This is a genomic window from Pseudomonas asturiensis (genome assembly GCF_900143095.1).
GTDB lineage: Bacteria > Pseudomonadota > Gammaproteobacteria > Pseudomonadales > Pseudomonadaceae > Aquipseudomonas > Aquipseudomonas asturiensis.
In genome coordinates this window covers 410,832-425,814 of record NZ_FRDA01000001.1, presented here as the reverse complement: position 1 = coordinate 425,814, position 14,983 = coordinate 410,832, and the positions used below count along the sequence as shown (strand labels likewise).

At 59.9% G+C, this 14,983-nt stretch carries 8 protein-coding genes; 1 reads left to right on the top strand and 7 read right to left on the bottom strand.

Features of this window, described 5'->3' with window-relative positions; all coding sequences use genetic code 11:
- Window positions 1-7 precede the first annotated feature (7 nt).
- Entirely contained in the window at window positions 8-2,029 is a 2,022-nt protein-coding gene (locus tag BUB69_RS02055; protein ID WP_073162046.1) for an alpha-1,4-glucan--maltose-1-phosphate maltosyltransferase, read from the bottom strand.
- A 320-nt stretch (window positions 2,030-2,349) separates the two neighbouring features.
- Between BUB69_RS02055 and BUB69_RS28765 the strand changes: the two genes are divergently transcribed.
- Window positions 2,350-2,508: a hypothetical protein gene (locus BUB69_RS28765; protein ID WP_163032043.1), complete on the top strand. Its 159-nt coding sequence runs from the start codon at window positions 2,350-2,352 to the stop codon at window positions 2,506-2,508.
- A gap of 190 nt (window positions 2,509-2,698) precedes the next feature.
- Here BUB69_RS28765 and BUB69_RS02050 read toward each other — a convergent pair whose 3' ends face one another.
- The 6 genes from BUB69_RS02050 to BUB69_RS02025 form a co-directional block, all read right to left on the bottom strand.
- Entirely contained in the window at window positions 2,699-3,445 is a 747-nt protein-coding gene (locus tag BUB69_RS02050) for an SDR family oxidoreductase (RefSeq protein WP_073162045.1), read from the bottom strand.
- A gap of 125 nt (window positions 3,446-3,570) precedes the next feature.
- Window positions 3,571-5,682 carry a putative bifunctional diguanylate cyclase/phosphodiesterase gene (locus BUB69_RS02045; protein ID WP_073162245.1) on the bottom strand — a complete coding sequence of 704 codons (2,112 nt, stop codon included), beginning with the start codon at window positions 5,680-5,682 and terminating at the stop codon, window positions 3,571-3,573.
- Between the two features lie 171 nt (window positions 5,683-5,853).
- Window positions 5,854-7,326, bottom strand: coding sequence for an efflux transporter outer membrane subunit (locus BUB69_RS02040; protein WP_024694697.1), 1,473 nt, complete (start codon window positions 7,324-7,326; stop codon window positions 5,854-5,856).
- The gene (locus BUB69_RS02035) at window positions 7,323-10,430 is read right to left on the bottom strand and encodes a multidrug efflux RND transporter permease subunit (protein ID WP_073162044.1); all 3,108 of its coding nucleotides are present in this window, start codon (window positions 10,428-10,430) and stop codon (window positions 7,323-7,325) included. The genes BUB69_RS02040 and BUB69_RS02035 overlap by 4 nt, the downstream gene beginning before the upstream one ends.
- Window positions 10,427-13,537: an MdtB/MuxB family multidrug efflux RND transporter permease subunit gene (locus tag BUB69_RS02030; RefSeq protein WP_073162043.1), complete on the bottom strand. Its 3,111-nt coding sequence runs from the start codon at window positions 13,535-13,537 to the stop codon at window positions 10,427-10,429. Before BUB69_RS02030 ends, BUB69_RS02035 begins: the two co-directional genes overlap by 4 nt.
- Window positions 13,534-14,850, bottom strand: coding sequence for an MdtA/MuxA family multidrug efflux RND transporter periplasmic adaptor subunit (locus BUB69_RS02025; RefSeq protein WP_073162042.1), 1,317 nt, complete (start codon window positions 14,848-14,850; stop codon window positions 13,534-13,536). Before BUB69_RS02025 ends, BUB69_RS02030 begins: the two co-directional genes overlap by 4 nt.
- Window positions 14,851-14,983 lie beyond the last annotated feature (133 nt).

The following is a 14,983-nucleotide window of genomic DNA, read 5'->3' as shown; positions in this document are numbered from 1 at the left end:
TCCGGTTTTACTGCGCGACCTGGATACGCCAGATACCAAAGGGCTGATACGACGGGTCAATGCGCATCCACTGCACCTTGCCGTACCAGTTCCAGCGATGCCCCGTCATCAAATCCTCGCCGGACGTCACTGCATCGTCAGGCAAGCCCATCTCCCAAAGCGGTAATTCGAAGTGCGCTTCCTGAACGTTATTCGGGTCCAGATTGACCGCAATCAGAATGAAGTTGCTGCCGTCTGGCGAACGTTTGCAGAAGTAGAGGATGTTGTCGTTCCAGGCGGTCAACAACTTCAAGCCCAAATGGGTCTGCAGCGCCGGGTTCTGACGACGGATGCGGTTCAACTGCGCGATCTCGGCAATGATATTGCCGGGCGCCGTGAAGTCCCGAACGCGAATCTCGTACTTCTCGGAGTCCAGGTATTCTTCCTTGCCGGGAATCGGTGCCGCCTCGCACAGCTCGAACCCCGAATACATGCCCCACAGGCCGGAGCCCATGGTCGCCAGTGCTGCACGGATCAGGAAACCAGGACGCCCTGAGTCATGCAGGAAGTGCGGATTGATGTCCGGCGTATTGACGAAGAAGTTGGGGCGGTAGCAGTCGCGCCAAGGCACGTCATTCAACTGAGCGAAATACTCGGACAGCTCGGCCTTGGTATTGCGCCAGGTGAAGTACGTGTAGCTCTGCGAGTACCCCACCTTGCCCAGACGCGCCATCATGGCGGGTTTGGTAAAGGCTTCAGCGAGAAACATCACGTCAGAGTGCTGGCCGCGCACTTCACCGATCATCCACTGCCAGAACGGCAGCGGCTTGGTGTGCGGGTTGTCGACACGAAAGATCTTCACGCCCTCCTCGACCCAGCCCAGCACGATGTCACGCAATTCCAGCCACAGGCCGGGGATCGCGTCGGGTGCGTAGAAGTCGACGTTGACGATGTCCTGATACTTCTTCGGCGGGTTTTCCGCATAACGTATGGTCCCGTCGGGACGCCACGAGAACCAGCCCGGATGCTGCTTGAGCCACGGGTGATCCTGAGAACACTGAATGGCGAAATCCAGGGCGATTTCCAGGCCATGATCCGCTGCCGCTACAACGAGCCTGCGGAAGTCTTCGCGACTGCCCAGTTGCGGGTGAATGGCTTCATGACCGCCGTCTTCGCTGCCGATGGCGTACGGGCTACCCGGATCATCCGGGCCAGCTGTCAGGGAGTTGTTCGGACCTTTGCGGTGTGCACGGCCAATCGGGTGGATGGGCGGAAAATAAAGCACATCGAAGCCCATGTCGCGAATAACCGGTAGACGGGTGTGCACGTCATTGAAAGTACCGTGGCGGGCAGGATCGTCAGTGATCGAGCGCGGGAACAGCTCATACCAGCTGGCAAACTGAGCGAGTTCGCGCTCGATATCGAGGGGGAATTCCGCGCTTCGGCTCAGGAATGCGTGATTATCTGCCTGCTTCATCAGCGCGGCAGTGTCACTGTTCAGCAGCAAGGCAACCTTCTCGTCGTTGTCGGACTGGCCGAGACGCGCCAGTACACCTTCCAGTGCATGACGCTGCTCTCCCTGACTGCGCTCTGCTGCCTGCGCCAGATGAATGCGGCCTTCTTCCAGTTCCAGTTCGATTGAGACGCCAGCGCCGAACTTTTTCTCAAGCTCATAGCGATAGCTGCCGAACTGGTCGATCCAGGCTTCGAGCCGGAACACATAGCGTTCGACAGACGTCGGGGTGAACTCACCGATCCAGCTGTCATTACCCAGCTCGCTCATCGCAGCGGTGTGCCAGTGTTCTTCATCCACGGCGCGCCAGCGAATACTGACCGCCATTTTGTCGTGGCCGTCCGCGTACACCTTGCTGGTGACAGTCACTGGCTGTCCAATGATCCCTTTGGCCGCAAACTGTCCGCCATCGATCACTGGCAACGTGTCTTCGATCACGATGCGAGGCAACTGCAAGGCTTGGGTCAATGACAAGGGACGACTTGGGTGCGCTATTTCCGAGGCCAGGGAATCCGGGCCGTATGGCTGTTCATTCATCGAGCATCACTCCTTCACGCCCCAGGGACGCTCCTGTGCAATCCGTGCAATTGAAAAAATTAACGATACGGCAGCACAAATCCCCCACGCGCTGAAAACTCGCCTGATTCGGCTGCCTAGGTTCCGAGCGGTCTGCGTAACTAAAGTTCAAAGGTTTTGAGAATGGGACAGGGGCGCTTCAGAGCATAGCGCAGCGTTCAACGTCCGGCTGCTTTGAGGCGAATCGCTCGCAGGCCGCGGCGCAACAGCGATTGGATTGAATCATCAGGAAAGGACGACAGTCGAAATGAAGCCAACAGGCCAACAAGGAGGCTGAAGCCATGAACATCCCGATTCCGCCAGAACCGACAGATCCGAACATCGATGATCCTCCCGTCCCCGTACCACCACCGGAAGAGGAACCGCCTTCGACGGTGCCGCCGGTGATCGACCCGCCCGTGGGTGATCCACCGGTTCAGGAGCCACCGGTGATTGTCTGACCCGTGTCTGGCACGCTAAAGGTCTTCTGGCCCGTCGCTCTCCAGGGAATATCTCTGGCTACGGAATTTTTCTGGACGGGTCAGTTTTTACAGCGACCATCATTAGGGGTTCAGTCGCTATCCTGCGTCCCACGGGGTGCGTTCAGGAATTGACCGGCGATACTGGCTTCAACGCTGGGCAGCGTATCTGTCAGCGACCACCCGCCAGGTCGAGGAATGTACCGGTTGCATACGACGCCTTGTCCGATAGCAACCACAGGATACCTTCGGCCACCTCTTCGGCGCGGCCACCACGCCCCATAGGCAATGAGCCTTCCAGCTTGCTGACCCGAAACGGATCGCCGCTCATGGCGTGAAAGTCGGTAAAGATAAAGCCCGGTCTGACAGCGTTGACCCGAATGTTCTCTGCAGCAACCTCTTTCGAAAGCCCGAGGGTAAAGGTATCCAGTGCGCCCTTGGACGCTGCGTAATCCACGTATTCGCCCGCCGACCCCAGCCTGGCTGCGGCCGAAGACACATTGACGATGCTGCCACCCGTACCGCCATGACGTGGCGACATGCGCAGCAATGCATGTTTGCTGCACAGCATGGGACCGACCACATTACTCATCATCATCTTGAGCAACCGAAACTCGGACATCTCTTCGACACGCGAGGCCTGCGCCAGCGTGCCTGCGTTGTTGACCAGGTGAGTGACACGTCCCAGCTCTGCGTCGACACGCGCATAAAGGCGAATGATCTCGTCCTCGTTACTGACATCAGCCTGCACGGTGATCGCTTGCGCGCCCAGCGCCCTGACCTGAGCACAGGTCTTCTCGGCTGCGGCGTGATCCGACAGGTAGTTGATGCAGATTCGGTAGCCTTGTGAAGCGGCAAGCACCGCCGTGGCAGCACCGATCCCGCGGGAGCCGCCTGTAATGATGAGGACCTTTTCCATGAATGTGTCTCTTGCTCTTTTTTGAAAACCGACTGTGTACGACGGATCGGCAATGTGATGAGTGCGAATGCCTGCCCCTGGCAACGATCCTGCCAGTGTTTCAAAGCAGACGCCATCGTCATATATCAGTTCGCGGCAGCCAGCCGGGCAGTTGCCTGCGCGTCCAGCCGCGCCTCCACAACGCGGATGTCGTCCAGAAAGCGCTGGGCGGGCAGCGGATGCCCGAGTAGAAATCCCTGCAGGGCATTACAGCCCAGACTGGTCAGAAAATCCTGCTGAACCACCGTTTCGACGCCCTCGGCAACGATGCGCAAGTTCAGTGCCTGCCCCACTGCAATGATTGCGGACACAATGGCGGCGTCGTCGCTGTCGTGCTCCAGGTCGCGGACGAAGCCGCGATCAATCTTGATTTCATTGGCTGGCAGGCGCTTGAGGTACATGAGACTCGAGTAACCGGTTCCGAAATCGTCAATGGAAAGATCGACGCCCATTTCGGACAGTTGCCTGAGCACCGCCATGCTGGCGTCGGCATCACTCATGGCTGTCGTTTCGGTGATTTCCAGCGTCAGGCAGTTGGCGGGCAACGCATGGCGGGCCAGCGTATCGGCCACTGTATTGACCAGCCCCGCATGACAGAACTGCAACGCCGACAGGTTGACCGCCATACGCCAGTGGACATAGCCCTCGTTGAACCATTCGCGCATCTGCCGGCAGGCTTCGTCGAGCACCCATTCACCGATCTGAATGATCAGCCCCGTCTTCTCGGCCAACTCGATAAACATAGCGGGGCTCAGAAGCCCCTGTTCCGGATGATTCCAACGCAACAGGGCCTCAGCCCCGGTCGGCCGGCCGGTCACCGCATCAAATTTTGGCTGGTAATGCAGGCAGAAATGCCCGTGCCTGACCGCCGAGCGCAGATCCTGCAAAAGCTGCAACTGGTTGCGGGCATTGCTGTTCATGGAGGCGTCGAAGAAGCTGTAGTTGTTCTTGCCCGCCGCCTTGGTGTGGTACATCGCAGCATCGGCATTAACCAGCAACTGGTGCTGCGTGTCGCCATTGCCGGGATACATGCAAATGCCGATGCTCACCGATATCTGCACCATGTGCTCGCCGATATCAAACGGTTGAGCAATCACGCTGACCTGCCGCGCAGCGATTCCCGCTGCATCCTGAGCGTCGTTCAGCTCAATCAGCAGTACGAACTCATCGCCTCCGATCCTGGCGAGCGTGTCGTGACGGTTGAGGCTTTCACGCAATCGCGTCGCAACCCCGCTCAACAGCAGGTCGCCGATATGATGCCCAAAAGCGTCGTTCACCGGTTTGAAGCCATCCAGGTCCATGAACATCAACGCAAAGCAGCCGCCCTGCTCGTTGGTCTTTTTCATGGCCTGTTCGATGCGGTCCGTCAGCAGGACTCTGTTCGGCAGCCCCGTCAGGTTGTCATGCAAGGCCAGGTGGGTCAGTTCCTGATTGGCCTTGATCAGCGACTGGGCGAGGACCGTGGTACGCGCCTCAAGCCGGGCGTCGAGAATGGAGGCCGACAGCGCAATACTGAGCACTGCAAGGCTGGTAACCAGCACCAGCTTGTCCAGCCCGTCGGGACCAAGTCCATTGGCAAGCGCGCCGCAATAACTGCCTTCGGGAAAACCGGCCGCCGCCATCCCGGTGTAGTGCATGCCGACAATGGCAATGCCCATGACGACCGCCGCTGCGGCACGCGCCAACTGAATTTTCGGTACGTTCTCACGTAGCCGGAAAGCGATCCAGAGCGCCACGGCCGACGCTGAAATGGCGATAACCAGAGACAGACTGAACAGGGCCGGGTCGTAATCAATGCCCGGCTGCATCCGCATGGCGGCCATGCCGGTGTAATGCATGGCACTGATGCCAAGCCCCATGAACAGCGCACCGAGGCCCAATTGCAGCGCAGGCATTTGTGGCTGATTGACGAGCCACAAGGCAAAACCGGACGACACGACGGCAATCAGCAATGAGCAGAGGGTCAGCGGGATGTCGTAGCCAAGGCCCAACGGCAGCACGAACGCCAGCATGCCGATGAAGTGCATCGACCAGATGCCGATACCCATCGCCACAGCACCGCCGCCCATCCACAAATACACAGCGCGGCCCTTCGCCGATGCAACGCGGCCAGCCAGATCAAGTGCGGTATAGGAAGCAAGCACCGCCACCAGGACGGAGATCATGACGAGCGAAGGGATGTAACTGCCAACCAACATGGACGCACCCGCGAAACCCAATGAACGCGTCCATGCCGATATGATGAGCCTAATTGTACGCAGTTGTTGCGAAATGTCGCGGTAACTGGTCGAAAATATGGCACTGAGCCATTATTTTATCGAATACGGGTCAATCGGGGCCTCGCCGCGCCCCCTGCCCGGGCTTGAGGCTCAATCGCGGCGTGTCAGATCACGCTCCGCGTCCCAACCGCCGCCCAACGCGGCAATCAGCTGAACGCTGGCCACAAGACGACTCTGCAGCACGTTCAAAACGCTGCGTTCATTGCTCAGCGCAGTCGTCTGCACATTGACCACATCCAGGTAACCGATCAGACCGGCTTTGTACTGATTACTGGTGAGACGCAGCGACTCACGCGCCGAGGCAAGTGCTTCCTGACGCACTGAAGCCTCCTCTTCGTACACCTTGAGCTGAATCAGATAATTTTCCACCTCACGAAAACCGTCGAGCACGGTCTGGCGGTACTGCGCGACCGTCTGGTCGTAGACCGCCTCGGTGCGCTCCACTTCTGCCGAGCGTCGGCCACCGTCGAACAGGGTCAGTGCGAGTTGCGGCCCCACCGACCAGAATCGATTTGGCAGGCTGATCCAGTTGGAGAACGTACTGCTGCTGTAGCCACCACTGAGGCTGAGGGTCAGGTCAGGGTAATACGCCGCCTTGGCGATCCCGATATTGGCGTTGGCAGCCATGACCGAGCGCTCGGCAGCGGCAATGTCCGGACGACGCTCAAGCAGTTGCGATGGCAGGCCCGGTGGAATGGCCGGTAGACCCGGTATGGAGGTCGTGGCCTGCAGATTGAAGTCGGCCGGCGCCATACCCATCAGCACGGCGATGGCGTTCTCGAATTGCGCTCGCTGCCAGACCAGATCGATCAGATCAGCCTGGGTGCCTTTGAGCTGAGTCTGCGCCTGAGCCACTGCATCACGCCCGGAAATACCGGCGCGGTACTGGTTCTGGGTCAGGGTCAGCGAGCGCTGATAGGCATCAACCGTGGCTTCCAGCAAGCGCTTCTGCTCGTCGATCACCCGCAGCTGGAGGTAGTTCTGCACCAGCTCCGATTGCAGACTCAATTGCATCGCGGCCAGATCGGCCAGGCTGGCCTGGGCGCTGGCGCTGTCCGCCTCAAGACCACGTCGTAACTTGCCCCAGACATCGGCCTCCCAGCTGACGCCCAACTGTGCGTTGTACGTCTCGCGGATACCTGAATTGAGGTTGCTGCTTCCCGACGTGCTGCTGCCGGTTCCCTGGCTGGAACGGGTCTTCCCGGTGGTCAGGTCGAGCGTCGGGAAAAACGCGGCGCGCGAACTGCGCACCAGCGCCTGCGCCTGTCGGTACTGAGCCTCGTACTGTGCCACGGTCTGGTTGGAGCTGTTGAGGCGTTCCACCAGCGCGTTGAGCGTGGTGTCTCCATACACCTCCCACCAGGCACCCCTGGCGTGCGCATCGTCCCTGGGCGTCGCCTGGCGCCAGCCCTGCACTGCCTTGAACTGCGCAGGAGCGGCCATTTCCGGTCGCTGATAATCCGGGCCGACCGCACAGGCGCTCAGCACCAACGCGCACAGCCCCATGCCAAGCGGACGAAGCAGCCATCTGTGATTGAGTTTGCAGGCCAGGCTATCGGTCATAACGGGGTTTCCAGAGCAGCATCGGTACGAACGCCCCGCCACCGGCTGAACCGGTGACGCAAACGGTCGAGATAAAGGTAAACCACAGGGGTGGTGTAAAGCGTCAGCACCTGGCTGAAAATCAGACCGCCGATGATGGTCAGGCCCAGGGGCTTGCGCATTTCAGCCCCCTCGGCAGTGCTCAGCAACAGGGGCAAAGCCCCCAGAATGGCCGCCATGGTCGTCATCAGAATCGGCCGCAGGCGCTGCAGACAGGCGCTACGGATGGACTCCTGGGGACTCATGCCCTGATCACGCTCCAGATGCAGGGCAAGGTCGATCATCATGATCGCGTTCTTTTTCACCACGCCGATCAACAGAAACAGCCCCAGCAGCGAGATCAGGCTGAACTCGCTGCGCAGTACATAAATGGTCAACAAGGCCCCGACACCTGCAGATGGAAGGGTCGAGAGGATTGTCAGCGGATGAATGTAACTTTCATAAAGAATACCCAGCACCAGGTACACCGCCAGCAACGCGCCGAGAATCATCCAGGGCTGGCTTTTCTGCGTGGCGGCGAACGCATCGGCGGTGCCGGCCATTTTGGAAATGATATCGGCGGGCAAACCAATCCCGGCAATCGCGCGCTCGATGGCCACGGTGGCCTGGTCCAGGCTCACGCCTTCGGCGAGATCAAATGAGATGTTTTCTGAAGCAAACTGACCATCGTGTGAAACCCGGTCGTTCTCCAGGCTGCGCTCGTAGTGCGCGATGCTCGACAACGGAACGCGCTGCCCATCGGCAGTGATCACCTGGACCTGCTCAAGTGTGACCGGGTCCTGGGCGTACTTGGGGTTGACCTCCATCACCACCTGATACTGGTTCAGGCTGTCATAAATAGTGGAAACCTGGCGCTGGCTGTAGGCGTTGTTGAGCACGGCCGTGACCATGTTCATATCGATGCCCAACCGTTTGGCGGTGTCGCGATTGACGATCAGCGTGACCTGTTGCGCACCCCGTCCTTCCCGCGCATCGATGGCCGTCAGCTGCGGCAGTGACTTGAGCGCGGCGACGATTTTCGGATACCACTCGCGCAGACTGTCCAGGTCCGCGCTCTGCACGACATACTGATACTGAGAGCTGGTCTGCTCGCGGCCACCCCCCAGTTGCAGGTCCTGATCCGGCGCCAGAAACAGACGGCCGCCCGGAACATGCGGCAGGTTCTTGCGCAACCGTTCGACCACCTTTTCCGCCGACAGCTTGCGCTCGGTGATTGGTTTGAGACGCACGATCATGAACGCGTTGTTGGTGCCGCCGCTGCCGCCGATGAAGCCCGCAACACTCTGCACCGCCGGGTCCTCCAGCACTGCCCGGCGGAAAATCTCCATCTTGGGCTGCATCACCTTGAACGACAGGCCGTCGTCACCACGTACAAAGCCCATCAACTGACCGGTGTCCTGCTGCGGCAGAAAGGTCTTGGGCACCACAACGTACAACGCAACGTTCACCACGATGGTGATCAACAGGCTCAACAAGGTCAGGCGCGGATGCCGAAGCACCCAACCCAGGGAGCGGTCGTAACCTGCAACCATACGGTCGTTGACCCGCTCACTCCAGCGCTGAAAGGCGTTTTCCTGCTCTGCTTCGCGAGGCTTCAGCCAGCGCGCGCAGAGCATGGGTGTCAGGGTCAGGGACACGATCAGCGAAACGACGATGGCCACCGACAGGGTGATGGAAAACTCCCGGAACAGACTTTCCACCAGTCCGCCCATGAACAGAATCGAAACGAACACTGCCACCAGCGAGACGTTCATGGACAGCAGTGTGAAGCCGACTTCCTTGGCCCCCAGAAAAGCCGCCTTCATCGGATCCAGGCCGTTGTGGATGTGCCTGGAGATGTTCTCCAGCACCACAATGGCGTCGTCTACCACCAGACCCGTGGCAAGGATCAGGGCCATCAGCGACAGGTTGTTCAGGGAAAAACCGCACAGGTACATGATCGCGAAGGTGCCCACCAGCGAAACCGGTACCGCAAGCGTCGGGATGAGCGACGCCCGGAAACTGCCCAGAAACAGAAACACCACCAGCACCACCAGCACCACAGCGATCAACAACGTCATTTCCGCTTCATGCAGCGTTGCGGTGATGACCGGAGAACGGTCCATGGCGATGTCGAGTTTCACGCTGGCCGGCAGCACGGCCTGCAAGGCCGGCAACTGGGCCTTGATCTGAGCGACCGTTTCAATGATGTTGGCACCGGCCTGACGGTTGATCACCAGCAGCACCGCCTGATTGTCGTTGAAGAATCCGCTGTTGTAGCGGTTCTCGACCGCGTCGCTGACCTTGGCCACGTCCTTGAGGCGCAGCGTTGCGCCGTCCTGGTAACGAATGATCAGCGGCGCATAGTCCTTGGCCTTCTCCAACTGGTCGTTGGCCTGCACCTGCCAATTGTTCTGGCCGTCCTCGACCGAGCCTTTCGGGCGTCGCACGTTGCTGCCGGTGATCGCGTTACGCACATCGTCCAGGGATACCCCGTATTGCGAGAGCATCTGTGGCTCCAGCTCAATGCGCACGGCAGGCAGCGAACTGCCGCCGATCTGCACCTCGCCTACCCCGGTAACCTGCGACAGGCTCTGCGACAGGATCGTAGAGGCCAGGTCGTACATCTGGCCTTTTTCCAGGACGGTCGACGTCAGGGACAGGACCATGATCGGTGCCTGTGACGGGTTGACCTTCTTGTAAGTCGGCATGCTGCGCATACCACTGGGCAGCAGATTACGCGATGCGTTGATGGCCGCCTGAACCTCTCGGGCCGCACCATTGATATCGCGATCCAGATCGAACTGCAGAATGACCCGCGTCGAGCCCTGGCTCGAGTTGCTGGTCATGGTGTTCACGCCGGCAATCGTCCCCAGCGAACGCTCCAGTGGCGTGGCGACGCTCGACGCCATGATTTCCGGGCTGGCACCTGGCAGGCTGGCAGAGACCACAATCACCGGGAAGTCCATATTCGGCAGCGGCGCAACGGGCAACAACCGAAAACTGACTGCGCCCAGCAGCATGATTGCCAGGCTCAGCAGGACGGTGGCAACCGGTCGACGGATGAACGGCGCAGAGAGGTTCATGCGTCAGCCTGTTCCAGTCGGGCTGGTGCGGCGGGCTTACGGCGCCAGCGACGACCCAGTCGGTCGAAATACAGATAGATCACCGGTGTGGTGAACAGGGTCAGCACCTGACTCAGCAACAGTCCACCGACCATCACCAGACCCAGCGGCTGACGCAGTTCCGCGCCAGAGCCGGTGGCCAGCATCAGCGGAATGGCACCGAACAGGGCCGCCAGCGTCGTCATGAGAATCGGACGGAAGCGCAACAACGCAGCTTCATAGATCGCTGTCTCCGGATCGACCCCTCGATTGCGTTCGGCGTCCAGGGCGAAGTCGATCATCATGATGGCGTTCTTCTTGACGATACCGATCAGCAGAATGATGCCGATGATGGCGATCATGCCCAGATCGTTACCGCTGATCAGCAGCGCCAGCAGGGCACCGACTGCCGCCGAAGGCAAGGTCGACAGAATGGTGATCGGGTGAATGTAGCTCTCGTACAGCACGCCCAGCACGATGTACATGGTCACCACCGCCGCCAGAATCAGCAGCAGCGTGCTGGACAGCGACGCCTGGAATGCCTCTGCAGCACCCTGAAACTGGGTTTGCACGCCAATCGGCATGCCGATGTCTTTCTGCACCTGCTCGATAACCTCGACCGCCTCGCCCAGGGCAACGTTGGGTGCGAGGTTGAAAGACATCATCACCGCAGGAAATTGACCGATATGGGCAATTGCCAATTGCGCCTGCCGCTGCTCGACACGTGCCAGACTCGACAGTTTGACCTGGGCGCCGTCAGTGGTTTTCACATGAATCTGTTCCAGCGCCTGAGGGCCCAGCTCACTGCTGGACGCCGCCTGCAGGACCACACGGTACTGGCTGGCCTGGGTATAGATGGTGGATATCTGCCGTTGGCCGAATGCGTCGTACAACGCATCAGTGATGTTCGCCACCGTGACGCCGACGCGGCTGGCCGCATCGCGGTCGATCAGCAGATACACCTGCAGGCCCTTGTCCTGCAGGTCGCTGGCAACATCGGTGAGCTCAGGCCGTTTGGCCAGTGCGTCCACCAGCTTTGCGCTCCAGTCGCTGAGCAATTCGGCATCAGGTGAAGACATGCTGAACTGGTACTGAGTGCGACTCACCCGGTCCTCGATGGTGAGGTCCTGAACCGGCTGCATGAACAGGCGAATATCCGAGCGTTTGTCGACTTCCGGCTGGATCCGCTGAATGATCTGCGCCGCCGTCAGGTCGCGCTGGCTGTGGGGTTTGAGGTTGATCAGCAGCCGTCCGCTATTGAGCGTGGCGTTATCGCCGTCCACGCCGATGTACGAAGACAGGCTCGCGACGTCAGGGTCTCTGAGGATGATGTCTGCCAGCGCCTGCTGCCGTTCGCTCATAGCCTTGAACGAGACCGACTGAGGTGCCTCGGAAATACCCTGAATGACACCGGTGTCCTGCACCGGGAAGAACCCTTTCGGGACTGCGATATACAGCACAACGGTGAGGCCCAGCGTAGCGATGGCGACCAGCAGCGTCAGCGGCTGATGCTTGAGCACCCAGCGCAGGCCCCGGCTGTAGACCTCGATCAGCCAGTCGATCCAGGCACCGCTGGCGCGGTAGAAACGGCTCTGCTCCTCTTCTTTGGGTTCGCGCTTGAGCAGACGTGCACACATCATCGGCGTCAGGGTCAGCGATACCACCAGGGAAATCAGGATCGCGACCGCAAGCGTGATGGCGAATTCGCGGAACAGCCGCCCGACGACATCGGCCATGAACAGCAGCGGAATCAATACGGCGATCAGCGAGAGGGTCAGGGAGATCAGGGTGAAGCCAATCTGCTTCGCCCCTTTCAAGGCGGCCCGCATCGGCGTCTCGCCCTCCTCGATGTGACGGGAGATGTTCTCCAGCATCACGATGGCATCGTCCACCACAAACCCGGTCGCGATGGTCAGGGCCATCAGGGTCAGGTTATTGATCGAGAAACCGGCGAGGTACATGACGCCAAAGGTGCCGACCAGCGACAACGGTACGGCAATCGACGGGATGATGGTGGCGCTCAAACGACGCAGGAACAGGAATGTGACCAGCACCACCAGCACGATGGCAATCAGCAATTCGTGCTGAACGTCGGTGACTGAGGCGCGGATCGTCTGGGTCCGGTCGGTCAGCACCGTCACGTCCAGACCGGCCGGCAGGTTGTCGGTGATCGCCGGTAGCATGGCCTTGATCCGGTCGACCACGTCAATGACGTTGGCGCCCGGCTGACGCTGAATATTGAGCAGCACTGCCTGACTGCGATTGGCCCAGGCCGCAAGGCGCTCGTTTTCCGCGCCATCCACGATGGTTGCCACGTCCTTCAGGCGCAGCGGCGCGCCGTCCTTGTAGGCCAGAATCAGGTTGGCGTATTCCTCAGGCGACTTGAGCTGGTCGTTGGCGTCCAGCATCGACACCCGTGTCGGACCGTCGAAGTTGCCTTTGGGCTGATTGACGTTGGAAGCGCTGATCAGGGTACGCACATCGGCAAGGTTCAGGCTATTGGCCGCCAGTGCTTCGGGATTGACTTTAATCCGTACCGCCTGACGCTGACCACCGGCAATGCTGACAAGGCCGACGCCACTGATCTGGGAGATCTTCTGCGCCATGCGTGTATCGACCAGATCATTGAGTTTGGGCAACAGCATCGTTTTCGAGGTGATCGCCAGGGTCAGCACCGGGGTGTCGGCCGGGTTGACCTTGTTGTAGACCGGCGGTGCGGGCAGGTCGTTGGGCAACAGGTTGGTGGCCCCATTGATCGCGGCCTGCACTTCCTGCTCGGCCACATCCATGTTGATTTCAAGACTGAACCGCAGCGTGATCACCGAAGCACCGCCCGAGCTGGTCGATGCCATCTGGGTCAGCCCCGGCATCTGTCCGAATTGACGCTCGAGGGGTGCGGTCACGGCGCTGGTCATTACTTGCGGGCTGGCACCGGGATACAGCGTCATGACGCGAATGGTCGGGTAATCCACCTGCGGCAGCGCCGAGACAGGCAAAAGCCCATAGGCAATCAGGCCCGCCAGCACGATCGCCAGCATGCTCAGTGTGGTGGCGACCGGGCGCAGGATGAACAGGCGAGACATGTTCATACGCTTGGTTTATCCACCTTCAGGACTGACGCCGATTTGTCCGCCTTCGGGTCCGGCTTGCCTTGCAGCTTTTGCGCAGGGCCTGCTGGCACGTCCTTACTGTCGTTGACGATTTCCACTTCTGCGCCATCGCGCAGGCGATCGGTGCCTTCCAGTACGACGCGCGCTCCGGCAGCCAGGCCTTCGGTCACAACGGTGGAGGTTTCGTTGCTGGGGCCGGTCTTGAGCAGGTTGATCTTGACCTTCTTGTCACCGTCCAGCACGTAGACGAACGTACCATTGGTGCCGAACTGGACGGCAGCCGTTGGCACAAGAATGGCCTGGGTCAGTGTGTCTGCCCGCAAGCGGACATTGACGAACTGATTGGGGAACAGTGCTTCGTCACGGTTATCGAAACGGGCCTTGAATTTCAAGGTGCCCGTGGCGACATCGATCTGGTTGTCCAGGCTGGCGAGGACGCCAGTCGCCTGCATCTTCACATCACCACGATCCCAGGCCTCGACGGGCAGTTTGTCGCCGGTACGGTAGCGCGCGATCACGCTGGAAAGGTCTTTCTCAGGCAGGGTGAAATTGACAGAAATCGGCTGGGTCTGGGTAATCACCGCCAGCGCAGTGGTGTCATTGGCGGCCACCAGGTTGCCGACGTCCAGTTGCTTGAGGCCCACGCGGCCGGCAATCGGCGCACGAATGCGCGTGAAATCCAGATTCAGCTTTGCTTCGGCCACTGCAGCCTGATTGGTCTTGATGGTGCCCTGGTACTGATTGACCAGCGACTCGGCAGTGTCCAGCGTCTGTTTGGCGATGCTGTCTTCGGCGTACAGGCCACGATAGCGCTGAACGTCAAGCTGGGCATTCTTGAGCAGGGCCTGATTGGTGGCCAACGTGCCCTCGGCCTGCAGCAGCGCGACCTGATAACTGCGCGGGTCGATTTCCGCCAGCAGATCACCGGCCTTGACCATCTGGCCTTCCTGGAAATTCAGCTTGACCAGTTCGCCTGCCACGCGACTGCGCACGTTGATGGTATTCATGGCGGTGACAGTACCCAGCGCCTTGTAGTAAATCGGGAACTCGCCCTGAGTGACCGGCGCGACACGCACCGGAACAGCTGCAGCCGATCCGCCGAAGCCCGGCCTGACCACGCCGCTCGATTTGCTGGTGTGCGCGCCTTTTGCGGCGGTATCAGTACCTGATGTCGAGGTCGAACCGGGCCAGAACCACCAGCACAGGCCGACGATGACCAACAGGACCAGCAAGCTGATCAACCAGCGACGGGATTTACGAGGGCCAGACGATTGCATGAATAAATCAACCATTACAGGTGGGAGCTACTTTGGAAGGCTGAACAATAAGCACAGATGAGCTGCAAGCAAAGCGCCTTTACCAAGCGCTTACTTTCGTTAAACGGTTGAAGCACAAATAAAAAAACGGCCTGAACGGATTCAGGCC